18 protein-coding genes (1 of these 18 only partly in view) are annotated in these 15,713 nt (G+C 72.0%); 12 read left to right on the forward strand and 6 right to left on the reverse strand.

Features of this window, described 5'->3' with window-relative positions:
- Window positions 1-174 precede the first annotated feature (174 nt).
- Both AC1MGR_RS10775 and AC1MGR_RS10780 read left to right on the forward strand, forming a co-directional pair.
- Window positions 175-1,842 (forward strand): methyl-accepting chemotaxis protein, encoded by a 1,668-nt coding sequence (locus tag AC1MGR_RS10775; RefSeq protein WP_480234585.1) that lies wholly within the window; start codon window positions 175-177, stop codon window positions 1,840-1,842.
- A 96-nt stretch (window positions 1,843-1,938) separates the two neighbouring features.
- A complete protein-coding gene (locus tag AC1MGR_RS10780; RefSeq protein ID WP_108038266.1) occupies window positions 1,939-2,712 on the forward strand; it encodes an SGNH/GDSL hydrolase family protein in 774 nt (257 codons plus the stop codon).
- Between the two features lie 93 nt (window positions 2,713-2,805).
- Here the strand turns inward: AC1MGR_RS10780 and AC1MGR_RS10785 are convergent, their stop codons facing one another.
- The 4 genes from AC1MGR_RS10785 to AC1MGR_RS10800 all read right to left on the reverse strand — a co-directional run bounded on the left by AC1MGR_RS10785 (window position 2,806) and on the right by AC1MGR_RS10800 (window position 5,938).
- Complete coding sequence (locus AC1MGR_RS10785) at window positions 2,806-3,681, reverse strand: tetratricopeptide repeat protein (protein ID WP_108038268.1); 876 nt, start codon at window positions 3,679-3,681, stop codon at window positions 2,806-2,808.
- A 261-nt stretch (window positions 3,682-3,942) separates the two neighbouring features.
- The gene (locus AC1MGR_RS10790) at window positions 3,943-5,052 is read right to left on the reverse strand and encodes a 5-(carboxyamino)imidazole ribonucleotide synthase (RefSeq protein ID WP_480234586.1); all 1,110 of its coding nucleotides are present in this window, start codon (window positions 5,050-5,052) and stop codon (window positions 3,943-3,945) included.
- Window positions 5,053-5,099: 47 nt separating this feature from the next.
- The gene (gene purE / locus AC1MGR_RS10795; protein ID WP_108038272.1) at window positions 5,100-5,597 is read right to left on the reverse strand and encodes a 5-(carboxyamino)imidazole ribonucleotide mutase; all 498 of its coding nucleotides are present in this window, start codon (window positions 5,595-5,597) and stop codon (window positions 5,100-5,102) included.
- A gap of 122 nt (window positions 5,598-5,719) precedes the next feature.
- Window positions 5,720-5,938 carry a YdcH family protein gene (locus AC1MGR_RS10800; RefSeq protein ID WP_055949968.1) on the reverse strand — a complete coding sequence of 73 codons (219 nt, stop codon included), beginning with the start codon at window positions 5,936-5,938 and terminating at the stop codon, window positions 5,720-5,722.
- 194 nt (window positions 5,939-6,132) lie between these two features.
- Between AC1MGR_RS10800 and AC1MGR_RS10805 the strand changes: the two genes are divergently transcribed.
- The 6 genes from AC1MGR_RS10805 to AC1MGR_RS10830 all read left to right on the forward strand — a co-directional run bounded on the left by AC1MGR_RS10805 (window position 6,133) and on the right by AC1MGR_RS10830 (window position 10,932).
- Window positions 6,133-6,315 (forward strand): YdcH family protein, encoded by a 183-nt coding sequence (locus AC1MGR_RS10805; protein ID WP_480234587.1) that lies wholly within the window; start codon window positions 6,133-6,135, stop codon window positions 6,313-6,315.
- Window positions 6,316-6,593: 278 nt separating this feature from the next.
- Window positions 6,594-8,534: a propionyl-CoA synthetase gene (locus tag AC1MGR_RS10810; protein WP_480234588.1), complete on the forward strand. Its 1,941-nt coding sequence runs from the start codon at window positions 6,594-6,596 to the stop codon at window positions 8,532-8,534.
- A 111-nt stretch (window positions 8,535-8,645) separates the two neighbouring features.
- On the forward strand, window positions 8,646-9,764 hold the full coding sequence (locus AC1MGR_RS10815) for an NADH:flavin oxidoreductase/NADH oxidase (protein WP_480234589.1): 1,119 nt from the start codon (window positions 8,646-8,648) through the stop codon (window positions 9,762-9,764).
- Between the two features lie 82 nt (window positions 9,765-9,846).
- Window positions 9,847-10,206 carry a hypothetical protein gene (locus AC1MGR_RS10820; protein ID WP_108038282.1) on the forward strand — a complete coding sequence of 120 codons (360 nt, stop codon included), beginning with the start codon at window positions 9,847-9,849 and terminating at the stop codon, window positions 10,204-10,206.
- Window positions 10,207-10,441: 235 nt separating this feature from the next.
- Window positions 10,442-10,609, forward strand: coding sequence for a hypothetical protein (locus AC1MGR_RS10825; RefSeq protein WP_480234590.1), 168 nt, complete (start codon window positions 10,442-10,444; stop codon window positions 10,607-10,609).
- A 26-nt stretch (window positions 10,610-10,635) separates the two neighbouring features.
- Entirely contained in the window at window positions 10,636-10,932 is a 297-nt protein-coding gene (locus AC1MGR_RS10830) for a hypothetical protein (RefSeq protein ID WP_108038284.1), read from the forward strand.
- An 8-nt stretch (window positions 10,933-10,940) separates the two neighbouring features.
- On the opposite strand, the gene AC1MGR_RS10835 is transcribed toward AC1MGR_RS10830, so the two are convergent.
- Complete coding sequence (locus AC1MGR_RS10835; RefSeq protein WP_480234773.1) at window positions 10,941-11,636, reverse strand: phosphodiester glycosidase family protein; 696 nt, start codon at window positions 11,634-11,636, stop codon at window positions 10,941-10,943.
- A gap of 433 nt (window positions 11,637-12,069) precedes the next feature.
- Here AC1MGR_RS10835 and AC1MGR_RS10840 point away from each other — a divergent pair, with 433 nt between their 5' ends.
- Window positions 12,070-12,555: a hypothetical protein gene (locus tag AC1MGR_RS10840; RefSeq protein WP_108038286.1), complete on the forward strand. Its 486-nt coding sequence runs from the start codon at window positions 12,070-12,072 to the stop codon at window positions 12,553-12,555.
- A 73-nt stretch (window positions 12,556-12,628) separates the two neighbouring features.
- Here the strand turns inward: AC1MGR_RS10840 and AC1MGR_RS10845 are convergent, their stop codons facing one another.
- Window positions 12,629-13,027: a DUF4174 domain-containing protein gene (locus AC1MGR_RS10845; protein ID WP_480234591.1), complete on the reverse strand. Its 399-nt coding sequence runs from the start codon at window positions 13,025-13,027 to the stop codon at window positions 12,629-12,631.
- Between the two features lie 204 nt (window positions 13,028-13,231).
- Between AC1MGR_RS10845 and AC1MGR_RS10850 the strand changes: the two genes are divergently transcribed.
- The 3 genes from AC1MGR_RS10850 to AC1MGR_RS10860 form a co-directional block, all read left to right on the forward strand.
- Window positions 13,232-14,248: an NADP-dependent oxidoreductase gene (locus tag AC1MGR_RS10850; RefSeq protein WP_480234592.1), complete on the forward strand. Its 1,017-nt coding sequence runs from the start codon at window positions 13,232-13,234 to the stop codon at window positions 14,246-14,248.
- Window positions 14,249-14,454: 206 nt separating this feature from the next.
- A complete protein-coding gene (gene ssb / locus AC1MGR_RS10855) occupies window positions 14,455-15,027 on the forward strand; it encodes a single-stranded DNA-binding protein (RefSeq protein WP_108038292.1) in 573 nt (190 codons plus the stop codon).
- 155 nt (window positions 15,028-15,182) lie between these two features.
- A protein-coding gene (locus AC1MGR_RS10860; protein ID WP_480234593.1) for a DUF808 domain-containing protein crosses the window boundary here: on the forward strand, window positions 15,183-15,713 show its 5' portion. Its footprint extends 462 nt past the window's final position; the window shows 531 of its 993 coding nt (coding positions 1-531); it begins with the start codon at window positions 15,183-15,185; the stop codon falls past the right edge of the window.

Raw genomic sequence — 15,713 nt, forward strand, 5'->3', positions numbered from 1 at the left:
GCGTTTGTCTGGCGCGAGCTTCACGAAGATTTTTGAGCGGCGCACAGAGCTATTGGTCCGGAAGTAAACCCGCCTTCATCACTTCGCCTTAGAAGCTTGCCGCAGGAATCCCGAGCCTCCCGCCGCACCGACGGGAGAACGGACACCCGACCCTCCCGTCCGGCAGATCACCCCATGCTCACCACCATCAAAGGCCGTCTGGTCACGCTGCTGAGCGTGATGGGCGTTCTGCTGCTCCTCGCTACGGGGATCGGCAATTTCGCCCTGTCGGCGAACCACCAGAGCTTCAACGCCGTCTTCGGCGACCGCATCGTCCCGCTGCGGCAGTTCAGCCTGATCCGCGACGCCTACGACGACCTGCTCGCGACGTCGCGCGCACTCCGGAACCGGCAGGGGGAGCCGGGCCGCGCGCGCGCGAAGATCGAGGCGGACCTCGGCGCCCTCCAGACCCAGTGGTCGGCCTACCTGGCGACCTACCTGACCCCGGAGGAGAAAGACCTCGCGGCCGAGATGCAGCGACGGATCGATCACAACGGCGCGGTCGCGGCCGACATCCTGCGCCGCCTCGCCGCCGGCGGCACCCCCGACTTCGACGCGACCCACACCGCCCTGGTAAGGGGCCTGGAGGAGGCCAACGCCGTCCTGAGCAAGCTCACCGCCCTGCAGGTCCGGGAGGCGCAGGCCGAATTCGACCGGGCCAAGACCCATTCGGGCTGGTCGCGCCTGGCCCTCCTGGCCCTGGTCGCCCTGGCCACCGCCGCCATCGGCTTCGGCCTCTACACCGTCCTGGCCCTGATCGTGCGCCCGCTGGGCGGGATGACCGGCACCATGGCCAGGCTGGCCGACGGGGACGTCACGACCGACGTCCCAGGCGCGCACCGCCGGGACGAGATCGGCGCGATGGCCCGGGCAGTCCAGGTCTTCAAGGACGCCATGATCGCCAAGCGCGACGCCGATGCCGCCGCCGCGCGCGAGAGCGCCGCGAAGATGCGCCGGGCCGAGATCCTGGACGCCGCGACGCGGAGTTTCCAGGCGCAGGTCTCCCGCCTCACCCACGGCCTGTCCTCCGCCGCCACCGAGATGGAGGCCACGGCGCGGGCGATGAGCCGCACCGCCGACCAGACGGCCGGGCAATCCCTGAGCGTCGCCTCGGCCGCCGAGCAGACCTCGGCCAACGTCCAGACCGTGGCGGCCGCGAGCGAGGAGATGGCCTCCTCCATCGGGGAGATCGCCGCCCAGGTCGCCCGCTCGGCGGCCATGGCCGAGCAGGCCTCCGAGAACGCCGCGGCCACGGACACGATCATCCTCGGCCTCGCCGAGGGGGCCGAGCGGATCGGCACGGTGGTGGGGCTGATCTCGGGCATCGCGGCCCAGACGAACCTGCTGGCGCTCAACGCCACCATCGAGGCGGCGCGGGCCGGGGAGGCGGGTCGCGGCTTCGCCGTGGTCGCGGGCGAGGTCAAGGAACTGGCTGCCCAGACCGCGCGGGCCACGGCGACGATCTCCGACCAGATCACGACCATCCAGGGCGAGACCCGCGCGGCGGTCACATCGATCCGGACCATCGGCGCGACCATCGCCGAATTGCGCAGCATCGCCATCGGCGTGGCGGCGGCGATGGAGGAGCAGGGCGCGGCGACGCAGGAGATCGTCCGCAACGTGACCCAGGCCGCCCAGGGCACGCAGTCGGTGACCGTCAGCATCGGCAGCGTGACCCAGGCCGCCGGCGAGACCGGGGCGGCCTCGTCCCAGGTCCTGGCGGCCGCCTCCGACCTCGCGCGCCAGTCCGAACAGCTCAGCGCCGAGGTCTCGGGCTTCCTGGCCACCGTCCAGGCCGCCTGAGCGGCCTGACAGGCCGCCGAGCGGGCTTGCCCGGCGGCGGCCTTTCGGGGCTGATGCCGGACGCCCCGGGTGCCGGGGCCGGCCCCGGGGGAGGGAATGAGCGGATCCGACCACGACCGCCCGCGATCCGGGGCCTGGACCCGGCGGCGCCTGCTCGCCGGGGGCGTCGGAGCGGCGGCGCTTGCAACCGGGGCGCTGGGTGCCGGGGGCCTCCTCGGGCCCTCGGGAACGGGGGACCGCAATCGTCAAATCGCCGAGGCTCACCGCGCCGCGCGTCTGCCGGCGATCCGGGCGGCGCTGGCGGCGGCGCGGCCGGGCTTCCTGTTCCTGGCGGGCAACTCGCACGCCGAACTCCTCGGGAACGCCCTGGCGCACCGGTCGAGTGTGGTGAATGGCGGGATCGGCGGAACCTCGGCACGGCGCTACGCGGGCGAGATCGCGGGGCTGAGCTTCCCGGTCCGGGCCGGGGTGGCGGTGCTGTTCGTGGGCACCAACGACATCCTGCGGCGGGCCGCCCCCCTGTCGGCGCGCACCGCCGGTGGGTTCGAGGCGGCGACGGCGCAGCTCCTGACATGGCTGGCGGCCCATGCGGATCGCGTGCTGGTGGCGGCCGTGCCGCCGCTCGGGCCCGAGGCCGCGGCGGAACGCGATCCGGCGGCCGTGGCGGCCTACACGGCGATCCTGCGCGGGCTGTGCGCGCGGCACGGCTGCCGGGTCTTCGACCCCTTCGCCGACCTGCGCGACGGGCCACCGGGCCTGACCACCCGGGCGGTGCCGCCGGACGGCGTGCACCTGCGCGACTACGATGCCCTGGCGGCCGGGCTCGAGACGCAGCTGCGCGCCCTGACGGCCGGAGCGCCGCCGGACTGAGCGGCCGGCCGCGTCATGCCGGGCACGGGGGCGACGACCCGCCCGCGCGCGGGATGCTTGCGCTGACGGGAAATTTCCGCCGAGCGGGATCCGTCAGTTGAACAGGGAGCCGACGCCGCCTTGGACGCGGCCGAGGCCCTGCTTGGCCACCGGGTTGCCGGGCTCGATCTGCGCGGCGCGCTGGTAGCTCTCCACCGCTTCCTTCTTGCGGTTCGACTTCTCGTAGGCGAGGCCGCGATAAGCCCAGGAGGTGGCGTCCTTGTTGTTGACGTTGAGGGCCGCGTTGTAGTCCTCGATCGCCTTGTCGTACTGGTTGGTGGCGATCAGGCTCTGGCCGCGGGCGGCGTAGGGCGCCGCCACGAAGGGATTGCGGTCGATGGCGGCGTCGAAATCCGCGATGGCCTGGGTGTTCTGGCCCTGCTTCTGACGGACGAGGCCGCGGGCGTGGTAGGCCTCGGCCGATTCCGGCGCGAGGCGGATCGCCTGGTTGAGGTCGGCGGTGGCGCCCTCGAGGTCGCCCTGGGCGCGCAGCACGTTGGCGCGGCCGATATAGGCCGGGGCGTAGTTCGGATCGGCCGAGATCGACTTCGAGAAGTCTTGCAGCGCGGCATCGTTGCGGCCGATCTGGCGGTTGGCCAGGGCGCGGTTGTTGTAGGCCGAGGCCGAATTCGGGTCGATCTGCACCGCCTTGGTGAAGTCCCCGATGGCGTCGTTGAACTGGCCGGCCCGGGCATAGGCCGCGCCGCGGGTGACGTAGGCCGCCGCATCGTTGGGATTGCGCTGGATCACGTCGGTGAGCGAGGCGATGTTGACCGTGGTGGCGCCCGTCTGGTCGGATTCGAGCACGGCGAACTGGCGCGACGCGGTGGCGCCCCCGCCATAGGTCTCGCAACCGGCCAGCGCGGCCGCCACGAGCGCCGTGGCCCCGATCAGCCCCGCCTTCGATGCCCGCAGCTTCAAAACCGTCATGGTCCTCGCTCCCCCCGGCGTCGCGCGCGACGCCGCCCCCGATTCGATTGTGTCCCGTGCCGACCCCCGCCTGGGCGGGGCCGGTCGCGCCGGCACCATCCCGCATCGCGGTGAATGCGCGCTTAAAGGCGGCGACGGGTTCCGCTCAAGCGGTCGGATGTGGCGAAGGTATGGCCCGTCCGGCCCGGCGCGCCGAAACCGCCGGCGGGACCGTCGGTTGCCGGGCCGGTGTCGCAATCGAGCCGCGGTTCGGGCGGGGTCTCAGGGCCTCGGCAGCAACTGGGTGACGTGGCCCATCTTGCGGCCTGGCCGGGCCTCGCCCTTGCCGTAGAGGTGGAGCTGCGCCCCCGGCCGGGCCAGGATCGCGGCCCAGTCGTCGACGTCGCCGCCGATCAGGTTGTGCATCTCCACCGCCATGCCGCCGACCCGGGCCGAATCGCCCAGCGGCCAGCCGCAGACCGCCCGGACGTGCTGGGCGAACTGCGAGGTCGTCGCGCCCTCGATGGTCCAGTGGCCGGAATTGTGGACCCGCGGGGCGATCTCATTGACCACGACCCGGGCGGGGCCGTCGCTTTGCGGCACCAGGAACATCTCGACGGCGAGCACGCCGACATAGTCCAGCGCCTCGGCGATGCGGCGGGCGATGCCGATGGCGGCGGCCTCCGTCTGCGGGGCGATGCCGGGGGCGGGGACGCGGGTGACGGCGAGGATGTGGTCGCGGTGCTCGTTGGCGCAGGGGTCGTAGGCCGCGAAGGCCCCGTCGGTCCCGCGGGCGGCGACCACCGACACCTCCGCCTCGAAGGGCACGAAGCCCTCGAGGATGCAGGGGGCGCCGTTGAACTCGGCCAGGATCGCGGCGGGATCGAGCGCGCCTTCGGCCCGGATCATGCGCTGGCCCTTGCCGTCGTAGCCGAAGCGGCGGGTCTTCAGCACCGCCGGGCGGCCGATCTCGGCCAGCGCCCGGGTGAGATCCTCGGCCGTGTCCACGGCCCGGAACGGCGCGGTCTCGATGCCGAGCGCGTTGATGAAGCGCTTCTCGGTCAGCCGGTCCTGGGTCGTGGCGAGCGCGGCGGCGTTCGGGTGCAGGGGCGCCTTCGCCGCCAGGGCCTCGGCGGCCTGCGCCGGGATGTTCTCGAACTCGTAGGTCACCACGTCGACGCTCGCGGCGAAGCGCGCCAGGGCCGCGACGTCGTCGTAGGCCGCGATCGTGGCCTCGGCCGAGACGTCGAAGGCCGGGCTGTCCGCATCGGGGGCGAAGACGTGGACCCGCAGGCCGTAATTGGCGGCCGCGAGGGCGATCATGCGGCCGAGCTGGCCGCCGCCCACGATGCCGAGGGTCGCGCCGGGGCGGATGTCGGGGAAGGCAGTCACGGCGTTTCGCTTTTCAAGGCAGGTTCCGGATCACGAGGGACGAGCGTCTACGGCAGGTCGCTCTGCGGGGTCTCGGCGACGCTCGCGGTCTGCGCGGCACGCCAGGCTTCGAGCCGCGCGGCGAGGCCGGCATCCGTGAGGGCTAGGATGGCGGCGGCGAGCAGCGCCGCGTTGACGGCGCCCGCCCGGCCGATCGCCAGGGTGCCCACCGGAATGCCGGCGGGCATCTGCACGATGGAGAGCAGGCTGTCCTGACCCGACAGGGCCTTCGATTCCACCGGGACGCCGAGGACGGGCAGGGGGGTCATCGCCGCCGTCATCCCCGGCAGGTGGGCGGCGCCGCCGGCGCCCGCGATCACCACCTGGAAACCTTCGGCCTTGGCGCCCTTGGCGAAGGCGACGAGGCGGTCGGGGGTGCGATGGGCCGAGACGATGCGGTCGTCATGGGCGACGCCGAGCGCGTCCAGCGTCTCGGCGGCATGCCGCATGGTCGCCCAGTCCGACTGGCTGCCCATGATGATCGCGACCGGGGAGGCTCCCGCCATGGTCGTCAGATCCCTTCGCGATCATGTGTAAGACGGGCCGTGCGACGCGCCGCGGCCCCTGGAACGCCGAATACAAAAGCGGTGGCGCGCCCGCAAGGCGGGCCCCTCCGGCTCCCGCCCGGTCAGGCGATGATGTCGGGGGTGATCTGGTCCTCGAGATACGAGATCCGGTCGCGCAGGGAGAGCTTGCGCTTTTTCAAGCGCTGGATCTGCAGCTGGTCGGCCACCACCCCGACCTCGAGGGCATCGATCGCGCCGTCGAGGTCGCGGTGTTCCTGCTTCAGCCGCGCCAACTCGTCGGCGGGTTCCACCGACGCATCGTTATCGAACTGGACCGCCATCGCACCTGATGCCCCGGGACGCTTTCGCGGCAGACCATGCGACAGCCGGTCCGCCTGGGCAAGAACCCGCCGCGCCTCCTGCACAACCATCCGCCTGCACAAACATCCGTCAAGCCTGACCGTCGATAGCCTTCGACAGCCGGCTGATCATATGTCAGTCTGACCCCGTCGAAACGAGACAGGAGACACAGCTCATGTCACTGCAGACGCACCTGACCCAGCTCGCCCGGAAGCACGAAGCCCTCGAGCGGGAGATCCACGACGCCACCCTCCGACCCTCGGCGAACGATCTGCGAATCGCAGAACTCAAGAGACGCAAGCTCCACCTCAAGGACGAGATGAACCGCCTGCGAAGCGAATCCGACCAGCTGCATTAGCGGCCGCTCCGGCCCCGTCGCATCGTCTCTAGAATGTTCGCCGCCGCCGCTGGTCCCCAGGGCGGCGGTTTTCGTTTCCAGGATCTTCGCGCCGCTGGTCCCCAGGGCGGCGGTTTTCGTTTCCAGGATCTTCGCGCCGCCGGTCCCCAGGGCGGCGGTTTTCATTTCCGGGACCTATTATCGGTCCGTTCGGCAGGATGGCGCAGCAGCCCGACGGCGTAAATTCCGGTAGAGTGCGGAGAAACCGGCAGCACGACCGGTTCCGCCAAGGAAACGCCATGGACGCCACGCCCCACGCCCCCACTGCGCTGCCCGGCCGCTACGCCGAGACCCATGCGGCGTCCCTCCGCGATCCGGAGGCGTTCTGGCTCGAGGCGGCCCGGGCGATCGACTGGGCGAGCCCGCCCGTCCGCGCCTTCGACGGATCGGCCGGCGCCTATGGCCGCTGGTTCCCCGACGCCACCCTGAACGCCTGCCACAACGCCGTGGACCGACACGTCGCGGGCGGCCGCGGCGACCAGGCCGCGATCCTGTACGATTCGCCCGTCACCGGCACCAAGCGGCGGATCACCTACGCGGCGCTGCAAGACGCGGTGGCGGTGCTCGCCGGGGTGCTGCGCGACCTCGGGGTCGGCCGGGGCGACCGCGTCGTGATCTACATGCCGATGGTGCCCGAGGCCCTGTTCGGCATGCTCGCCTGCGCCCGCCTCGGGGCGGTCCATTCGGTGGTGTTCGGTGGCTTCGCCGCCAACGAGCTCGCGATCCGCATCGAGGATGCCGCGCCCAAGGTGGTGCTGGCCGCCTCCTGCGGCATCGAGCCGAGCCGGGTCGTGGCCTACAAGCCGCTCCTCGACGCCGCCCTCGCGGCCTCGGCGCACAAGCCGGCGGCCTGCCTGATCCTGCAGCGCCCGCAGGCGGCGGCCGAGCTCGTGCCGGGGCGCGACCACGACTGGGCCGACACGGTGGCGCGGGCGGGGGCCGAGGGCCGGCGGGCGGAGTGCGTGGACGTCGCGGCTACCGACCCGCTCTACATCCTCTACACCTCCGGCACGACGGGGAAGCCCAAGGGCGTGGTGCGGGACACCGGCGGCTACTGCGTGGCGCTGACCTGGTCGATGCCCAACCTCTACGACGTGGCGCCGGGCGAGACCTATTTCTGCGCCTCCGACATCGGCTGGGTGGTGGGCCATTCCTACATCGTCTACGCCCCGCTCCTGCACGGCTGCACCACCGTGCTCTACGAGGGCAAGCCGGTGGGCACGCCCGATGCCGGCGCCCTCTGGCGGGTGGTCTCCGAGTACGGGGCCGCCTGCCTGTTCACGGCGCCGACGGCCCTGCGGGCGATCAAGAAGGAGGACCCGCGGGCCGAGCGGGTCGGCGCCTACGACCTCTCGGGCTTCCGGTCCCTGTTCCTGGCCGGCGAGCGGGCCGACCCGGATTCGGTGGCCTGGGCCGAGCGGGCCCTCGGCCGCCCCGTGATCGACCATTGGTGGCAGACCGAAACCGGCTGGGCCATCGCGGGCAATCCCGTCGGCCTCGGCCAGCTGCCGGTCAAGCACGGCAGCGCCTGCGTGCCGATGCCGGGCTACGCCCTCGCGGTGCTGGACGAGGCGGGCAGGCCGGTGCCCGCGGGCACGATGGGCACCATCGCGTTGAAGCTGCCCCTGCCGCCGGGCTGCCTGCCGACTCTCTGGGGCTCGGAGGAGCGCTTCCGGTCGAGCTACCTCGCCACGTATCCGGGCTGGTACGACACGTCGGATGCCGGCATCGTCGATGCCGACGGCTACGTCACGGTGCTCGGCCGCACCGACGACATCATCAACGTCGCGGGGCACCGGCTCTCCACCGGCGGCATGGAGGCGGTGCTGGCGAGCCATCCGGACGTCGCCGAATGCGCGGTGATCGGCATCCGCGACGCCCTGAAGGGCGAGCAGCCCTGCGGCTTCGTCGTGCTGAAATCGGGGGTGGATCGCCCGACCCAGGCGATCGAGGGCGAGCTCGTGGCCCTGGTCCGCGAGCAGATCGGCCCCGTGGCGGCCTTCAAGCTGGCGCTCACCGTCCAGCGCCTGCCGAAGACCCGCTCGGGCAAGATCCTGCGCGGGACCATGAAGCGCATCGCCGACGGCGAGCCCTGGACCACCCCGCCGACCATCGACGATGCCGGCGTCCTCGACGAGATCGGCGCCAGCCTCAGGGACCGCGGGATCGGTGCGGTCTGAGGGCGGCGGGAGCCGAGGGCGGGGACCCGAAGGCAGGGGAGTCGGCAACGGGTAGCCAAGCGGGCGCCGGCGCGCCACCTATGCGGGGATGCAGCCTAGCCGGAGCCCCGCATGACCGCCCGCCTGTTCGAGCCCCTGCGCCTCGACGATCTCACCCTCGAGAACCGGATCATCGTCGCGCCGATGTGCCAGTACTCGGCCCATGCGGGCCAGGCCGGCGACTGGCACCTCATGCATCTCGGGCAGATGGCGATGTCGGGGGCGGGGCTCCTCACCCTGGAGGCGACGGCGATCTCGCCGGAGGCGCGGATCTCGCCCACCGATCTCGGGCTCTATTCCGACGAGACCGAGCGGGCGCTGGGCCGGGTCCTCGACGCGGTGCGCGGCTACGCGCCGGTACCGATCGCGATCCAGATCAACCATGCGGGCCGCAAGGCGTCGAGCCGCGCCCCCTGGGACGGCGGGGCCCAGATCGACCCCGAGGCACCGGACGGCTGGCGCACGGAAGCGCCCTCGCCCCTGGCGCACGGAGACGGGGAGGTGGCGCCCCATGCCCTCGACTCGGAGGGGCTGAAGCGCATCCGCGACGGCTTCGTCGCCACCGCGCGCCGGGCCCTGCGCCTGGGCATCGACGGCTTCGAGCTGCACGGCGCGCACGGCTACCTGCTGCACCAGTTCCTGTCGCCGCTCTCCAACCAGCGCACCGACCAGTATGGCGGCAGCCTCGCGAACCGGATGCGGTTCCCGCTCGAATGCTTCGAGGCGGTGCGCGAGGCCGTGCCGGCGGGAAAGCCCGTCTGGATGCGGGTCTCGGCCACCGACTGGGTCGAGGACGGCTGGACCCTGGAGGAGACGGTGGAGCTCGCCCACGCCCTGAAGCGCCGGGGCGCGGCCGCGATCCACGTCTCCACCGGGGGCCTCTCCACGCAGCAGAAGATCCCACTCTCGGCCGGCTACCAGGTTCCGTTCGCCGAGCGGATCAAGGCCGAGACCGGCCTCACCACCATCGCGGTCGGGCTCATCACCGAGGCGGCCCACGCGGAATCGATCCTGGCCCAGGGCCAGGCCGATGCGGTCTCCCTGGCGCGGGCGCTGCTCTACGATCCGCGCTGGCCCTGGCACGCGGCCGCCGAGCTCGGCGCACAGGTGCGCGCGCCCCGGCAGTACTGGCGTTCGCAGCCGCGGCAGTTCAAGGACCTCTTCACCGACACCACGCACGGACAGCGCTGAGTGGGCCCGCCGGAACACCCGGGCCCCCACCGCTTTCCAACACCACGCCGCCGCGGCGGGCGTTTCGCGAGAGACAGGCACCATGGACGACGACGACGTCACAACCTTCGCGGTGGAGCGGGTCCGCCTCGATATCGAGAACGGCATCACCCTGATCTCGGGGGCCGACGACGAGGAGGAGCCGGCCGGCTACTTCATCATCCAGATCGAGAAGGGCGACCCGGACGGGCCGCTGATCGAGGTCTTCGGCGAGGACCTGACCCAGTCGGACGGCGTCACCCGGCTCGAACTCGGCCTGCGCCACCTGCAGTTCGCCTTCGACCCCGCCAGCACCATCGGGTCCGAGATGCCGTCCGTCCGCATCGAGTCCCGCACGGAGATCCCGGAGGGTGTGCGCGCCCGCCTGTCCGTGGCCTTCGGCAAGCGCGCCAAGCGCGCGTGAGACAGGGGATGCGCGCCAAGCGCGCGTGAGACAGGGGATGCGCGCCAAGCGCGCGTGAGACAGGGGATGCGCGCCAAGCGCGCGTGAGACAGGGGATGCGCGCCAAGCGCGCGTGAGACAGGGGATGCGCGCCAAGCGCGCGTGAGACAGGGGATGCGCGCCAAGCGCGCCTGAGAGCAGACCCGCGCGCGGAGCGGGCGCACGATCAACCAGCAGCGAGGCGAAGGGGCATTCCGTGGCGATCAAGGTCGGCGACTACGTCGCATCGGAGGACAACGAGGCGACCATGACGGTGGTCGCCGTGGAGGGGGACCGGGCGCTCTGCCGCTGGTTCGTCGACGGCGACGTCGACGGCGACGAGCAGGAAGCCTGGATCGACCTGGCGGCGCTGACCGTTCTGTAGACGGGGCGAACGGAGCCGGAGGGCCGATGTCCGAGATCGAGGAGAAGCGGCGCGAGATCGCCGAGCTGATCGCGCTGGAACTCGGCCTCGGCGACCTCGAAGGCCTGAATGCGGCCGACCGGGCCGCCGTGGACCGGCAGACGGCCGAGACCATCGCGGGCTGCGGGGCGGACAGCCCGGAACCCGCCGACTGCACCGAGGCCAACATCCGCTTGCGCGGCCTGCTCCAGCAGTATCGTGCCCTGCAGATCCTCCGGAGCGACGAGGCCGATGCGCGGCTGGCGGAGGAGGGCGAGGTCTTCGGCCGCGAGGACGATGCCTGAGCGGGCCCTCAGCGCGCCACCGCCCCGACCATCGGGCCGAGGGGGCGGCTGAGATCCGAGCGGTTCATCGACGGGGCGTAGAGGCTCGACACGCTGCCGTCGAGGAACAGCGCGTTGCGGCAGCCGAGGGTGTCCTTGAACAGCCGCGCGAAGGCGCCGAAGCTCACCGGGCGCTCCGAGATCGCGAACACGGCCGTGCGGCCGTCGTCCCGGACGCCGACCCCGTTGCGGATTTTCTGGCTCGGGCCGTCCGCGGAGATCTTGGGGTGGATATGCCCGTCGACGACGAGCATCGGCCCCGACTGCGTGGCGAAGTCCGGCTTGGGGGCGCTGCGCAGGTAGCGGCCCGTCTCCATCACGCCCGCGCGCTCGCCCTTCACCCAGAAGATGCCGTTCGGCTTCAGATGGAAATTGCCCGGCCCGTTGGCGGTGGAGACGCCCTTCAACTCGCGCCCGTCCTCGATGTAGAGCCCGACCGGGGCCTGGCCCTTGTCGTACATGCCGGCATTCATGGCGAAGCGCAGGGCGGCCCCCTGCTTCTCGGCAAGGGTCGAGAGCGAGGAATAGGGCAGGCCGTCGGCGCCGAGCCAGAACAGCCGCACCCGCTCGCGGCGCAGGTCGACGGTGCAGACCGTGTAGGCCTCGCCCTCCGCCTGGACGGCCCGGCAGGGCGCCGGAGCAGGGGCGGCCGCCGGCGCGGCCATCGCCGAACGGACGGGGACGAGGCAGGCGGCGCTCGAGAGGGCAGCGCCCAAGAGGACGGCGCGCAGGAGGACGGCGCGCGAGAGGACGGCGCGCAGGAGAGCGGCGCGCGAGAGGGCGGGGACCGGGAAACGGCTCACCCGAACGCGAGCCCGCACGACATCCTGCACCATGGTCACCCGCATCGCCCTCGGCCGCGCCCGCCGGAGGATCGTGGCGGCCGGCCCCGCTTCCTCGCCCGAAACCCCGGGCGATTTCAAGGGTGGCCACCTGCGCCGGGCCGGACTTCCCGCGGTCGTCCCGGACTTACGGCCATCGACCGGCACGTGGTGTGCTTCACGATGACGGGAGAGGCAAAACGCGCATGAACCCTTCCGGGTGCCACCGCGTTTGAGCGTCCAAGGGGACGTTTCGGCTTCTTTCGGAGACGATGTGATGAAACGAGTTGTTCTGGCCTCGGTGGCCATGATCGGCGCGCTCGCGATGATTCCCGCGACCGCGGAAGCGCGCGGCGGTTTCGGCGGCGGCGGTTTCCATGGTGGCGGCTTCCACGGCGGCGGCTTCGGCGGCGGCGGGTTCCGGGGCGGCTTCGGTGGGTACCGCGGCGGCTTCGGCGGCGGCGGGTTCCGCCACGCCGGCTTCGGCTATCGCGGCGGCTTCGGCGGCTATCGCGGTGGGTATTACGGCCGCGGCTATGGACGCGGCTACGGCTACGGCCTCGGCGGCCTGGGTCTCGGCGTCGGCCTCGGCCTGGCGGCGGGCGGCCTCTACGGGGCCTACGGCCCGGGTTACGGCTATGGCTACGCCCCGGTGGGCTACGGCGCCTACGATTACGGCTACGGCGGCGGCTGCTACACGGTTCCGCGCGTGCGCTGGACACCCTACGGCTACCGCCGGGTGCTGGTCGAGCGCTGCTACTGATCGGATCGCCCGATCCGGTTCTCCGAGGGGCCGCCGCGGGCGGCCCCTTTTTTCGTCGGTGTCCGTCCGGGCCTCAGCGGCGCCGCTCCTCCCGGCGCATCGGCATCGCGTCGATGGTCTCGAACAGCGCAGCCGCGGAGATCGGCGCCGTCTCGGTGCGCTTGGCCTCGCCGTCCTTGCCCACCAGCACCACGCGAAAGCCGTCCGCGGGCAGCCCGAGGGCCGCGCGCAGGTTCCGGGCCCCGCGCGAGTCGCCGAAGGCCTCGCGGACCACGAGATCGCGCTCCTTTACGCCAGCCCGGGCTTTCTCCAGTTCGGCGCGCTGGACCGCGACCCGCGGATCGCCAGGCTCGGGCGCGGAGATCACCAGCACCCGCGACGTCCAGCGCTCCCGCGCCAGCGGGTTCTCCGCCGCCTGGGCCGCCGTGACGCCGAGCAGCATCGCCCCGATCATCCGCCATCCGCGTGCCATCCTGATCCTTCCCGTGCCGGTCGCCTCGCCCGGACAACGCGCGGAGGGCTCCGCGGGGCCGTCGCCCGACCCGCGCGGAATTGTCATCGGCCGCGGCCGTCCCATCTGTCGGGAGACCTTCCGACCGGGCGCGTCCGCGGCGCGCCCGTCGCATTTGCCGAACCCCTTCGCGATACCCCTTCGCGAAAACCTCGGAGCCGTCGCATGACCCACGTGAACCGCCGCATCGTCCTCGCCGCCCGTCCGCACGGTGAGCCGAACGCCTCGCATTTCCGGCTCGAGGAGGCGCGGATGCCGGCGGTGAAGGCGGGCGAGGTGCTGCTCGCCAACCGCTATCTCTCCCTCGACCCCTACATGCGCGGACGCATGAGCGCGGCGAAATCCTATGCCGAGCCGGTGGCGATCGGCGACACCATGGTGGGCGCCACCGTGGCGGAGGTGGTCGAGTCCCAGCATCCCGATTACCGCGTCGGCGAGACGGTGGTGGGGTTCGGCGGCTGGCAGGACTTCGCCGTCTCCGACGGCCGCGGCCTGCGTCGCCTCGATCCGGACGCCGCACCCGTCACCACCGCCCTGGGCATCCTCGGCATGCCCGGCATGACGGCCTATACGGGGCTCCTCAACATCGGCCAGCCCAAGGCCGGCGAAACCGTGGTGGTGGCCGCGGCCACCGGGCCGGTGGGCTCCCTCGTCGGGCAGATCGTCAAGCGCAGGGGCGCGCGGGCGGTGGGCATCGCGGGCGGCCCCGAGAAATGCGCCTTCCTGCGCGACACCCTCGGCTTCGACGCGGCCATCGACCACCGCGCCGAGACCTTCCCCGACGCGCTGGCCGCCGCCTGCCCCGACGGCATCGACGTCTATTTCGAGAATGTCGGCGGCGCTGTGTTCGACGCGGTGCTGCCGCTTCTGAACAACTTCGCCCGCATCCCGGTCTGCGGCCTCGTCTCCGGCTACAACGCCACCGAGCTGCCGCCCGGCCCCGACCGGGTGCCGGTGCTGATGCGCGCGATCCTGTCGAAGCGCCTGCACCTCCAGGGCTTCATCGTCTGGGACTTCGCCGCGCAGGAAACGGCGTTCCTGGAGGAGGTCGGGGGCTGGCTGCGCGACGGCCTCGTGGTCCATCGCGAGGACATCGTCGACGGGCTGGAGAACGCGCCGGAGGCCTTCGCGGGCCTGCTGCAGGGTCGGAATTTCGGCAAGCTCATCGTCCGCATCCGCTGAGCGAAGGGCAGGGCGCGCTTCCGAGGCGCCTTGCCCCCTGAACAGAACAAAGATAGAACATACAGGTCCCCCCGATTCCCTGAGAGTCACGGGGACAGCCCGCCGACCGCGATTGCCGCCGGGGCCCGAGAGGCCCATGACAGGGCGGCGACCCGGTCGTTCGGGGCCGCAGCGCGCAGTGAGATCGATCGGTAGGAGAGAGCGGCATGGCCGGCAGCGTGAACAAGGTGATCCTGGTGGGCAATCTCGGGCGCGACCCCGAGACACGGCGCCTCGCCTCCGGTGATCCCGTGGTCAACCTGCGCATCGCCACATCGGAGTCCTGGAAGGACAAGATGTCGGGCGAGCGCAAGGAGAAGACCGAGTGGCACTCGGTGGTGATCTACAACGAGAACCTCGCCCGCGTGGCGGAGCAGTACCTGCGCAAGGGCTCGAAGGTCTACATCGAGGGACAGCTCCAGACCCGCAAATGGGCGGACCAGTCCGGCGCCGAGAAGTACACCACCGAGGTGGTGCTCCAGCGCTTCAGAGGTGAGTTGACCCTTCTCGACGGCCGCAGCGGCGGCGGTGAGATGGGCATGGACGAGGAGAGCGGCGGCCAGATCAGCCGTGGCGGCGATTTCGGCGGTGGCGGTGCGCGCGGGGGCGACCGCGGCGGGGATTACGGCGGCGGCGGTCGCTCCTCGGGCGGCGGCGAGCGCCGGCCTTCCTCGGGCGGTGGTGGCGGCGGCGGCGGTTCCAAGCCGAACTTCGACCTCGACGACGACATTCCGTTCTAGGACGATCGCAGCGTCGTTGACCGCGCGGGACGCCAGCGCCCGACGGTCATCGACGCGAGCCCGGGATCAAATCGCCGCCTCGTTCGTCTCCTGTAAAGGCCAAGCTCGCCGCGCCATCCCGCGCGGGGGCTGCGGCCCGGCAGGCAGGGGTTCCCGTGAGCATCGGACTGATCGCGCTTCTCGATGACGTCGCGGGTCTCGCCAAGGTGGCGGCGGCCTCCCTCGACGATGTTGCCGCCCAGGCGGGTCGCGCCGGGGTGAAGGCCGCGGGCGTCGTCATCGACGATGCCGCGGTAACGCCGCGCTACGTGGTGGGCTTCGCGGCCGAGCGCGAATTGCCCATCGTCGGCCGCATCGCGCTGGGCTCCCTGCGCAACAAGCTGCTGTTCCTCCTGCCCGCCGCCCTGGCGCTCGGCGCCTTCGCACCCTGGGTGATCACGCCCCTGCTGATGCTCGGTGGGGCCTATCTCGCCTACGAGGGCACCGAGAAGGTCTACGAGGCCCTGTTCCCGCACCAGGCCCACGCCCACGAGGCGAAGCGCGACGAGGTGGCCGGCGACGCCCGGGCCCTGGAGGACCGGAAGGTCTCCAGCGCGATCAAGACCGATTTCATCCTCTCGGCCGAGATCATGGCCATCACCCTCGCGGCCCTGCCCGAGGGTTCCATCTGGATGAAGGCGGCGGTC

It is taken from the genome of Methylobacterium sp. BI1 (assembly GCF_056680125.1).

What these genes read in the sequence shown, in the direction of transcription:
- AC1MGR_RS10805 (WP_480234587.1), top strand. Translation starts at nt 6,133, where the DNA reads ATGTCACTGCAGACGCACCTGACCCAGCTCGCCCGGAAGCACGAAGCC.
- AC1MGR_RS10840 (WP_108038286.1), top strand. Translation starts at nt 12,070, where the DNA reads ATGAAACGAGTTGTTCTGGCCTCGGTGGCCATGATCGGCGCGCTCGCG.
- AC1MGR_RS10845 (WP_480234591.1), bottom strand. Translation starts at nt 13,027, where the DNA reads ATGGCACGCGGATGGCGGATGATCGGGGCGATGCTGCTCGGCGTCACG.
- AC1MGR_RS10830 (WP_108038284.1), top strand. Translation starts at nt 10,636, where the DNA reads ATGTCCGAGATCGAGGAGAAGCGGCGCGAGATCGCCGAGCTGATCGCG.
- ssb (WP_108038292.1), top strand. Translation starts at nt 14,455, where the DNA reads ATGGCCGGCAGCGTGAACAAGGTGATCCTGGTGGGCAATCTCGGGCGC.
- AC1MGR_RS10810 (WP_480234588.1), top strand. Translation starts at nt 6,594, where the DNA reads ATGGACGCCACGCCCCACGCCCCCACTGCGCTGCCCGGCCGCTACGCC.
- AC1MGR_RS10820 (WP_108038282.1), top strand. Translation starts at nt 9,847, where the DNA reads ATGGACGACGACGACGTCACAACCTTCGCGGTGGAGCGGGTCCGCCTC.
- AC1MGR_RS10850 (WP_480234592.1), top strand. Translation starts at nt 13,232, where the DNA reads ATGACCCACGTGAACCGCCGCATCGTCCTCGCCGCCCGTCCGCACGGT.
- AC1MGR_RS10835 (WP_480234773.1), bottom strand. Translation starts at nt 11,636, where the DNA reads ATGGCCGCGCCGGCGGCCGCCCCTGCTCCGGCGCCCTGCCGGGCCGTC.
- AC1MGR_RS10785 (WP_108038268.1), bottom strand. Translation starts at nt 3,681, where the DNA reads ATGACGGTTTTGAAGCTGCGGGCATCGAAGGCGGGGCTGATCGGGGCC.
- purE (WP_108038272.1), bottom strand. Translation starts at nt 5,597, where the DNA reads ATGGCGGGAGCCTCCCCGGTCGCGATCATCATGGGCAGCCAGTCGGAC.
- AC1MGR_RS10815 (WP_480234589.1), top strand. Translation starts at nt 8,646, where the DNA reads ATGACCGCCCGCCTGTTCGAGCCCCTGCGCCTCGACGATCTCACCCTC.
- AC1MGR_RS10800 (WP_055949968.1), bottom strand. Translation starts at nt 5,938, where the DNA reads ATGGCGGTCCAGTTCGATAACGATGCGTCGGTGGAACCCGCCGACGAG.
- AC1MGR_RS10775 (WP_480234585.1), top strand. Translation starts at nt 175, where the DNA reads ATGCTCACCACCATCAAAGGCCGTCTGGTCACGCTGCTGAGCGTGATG.
- AC1MGR_RS10780 (WP_108038266.1), top strand. Translation starts at nt 1,939, where the DNA reads ATGAGCGGATCCGACCACGACCGCCCGCGATCCGGGGCCTGGACCCGG.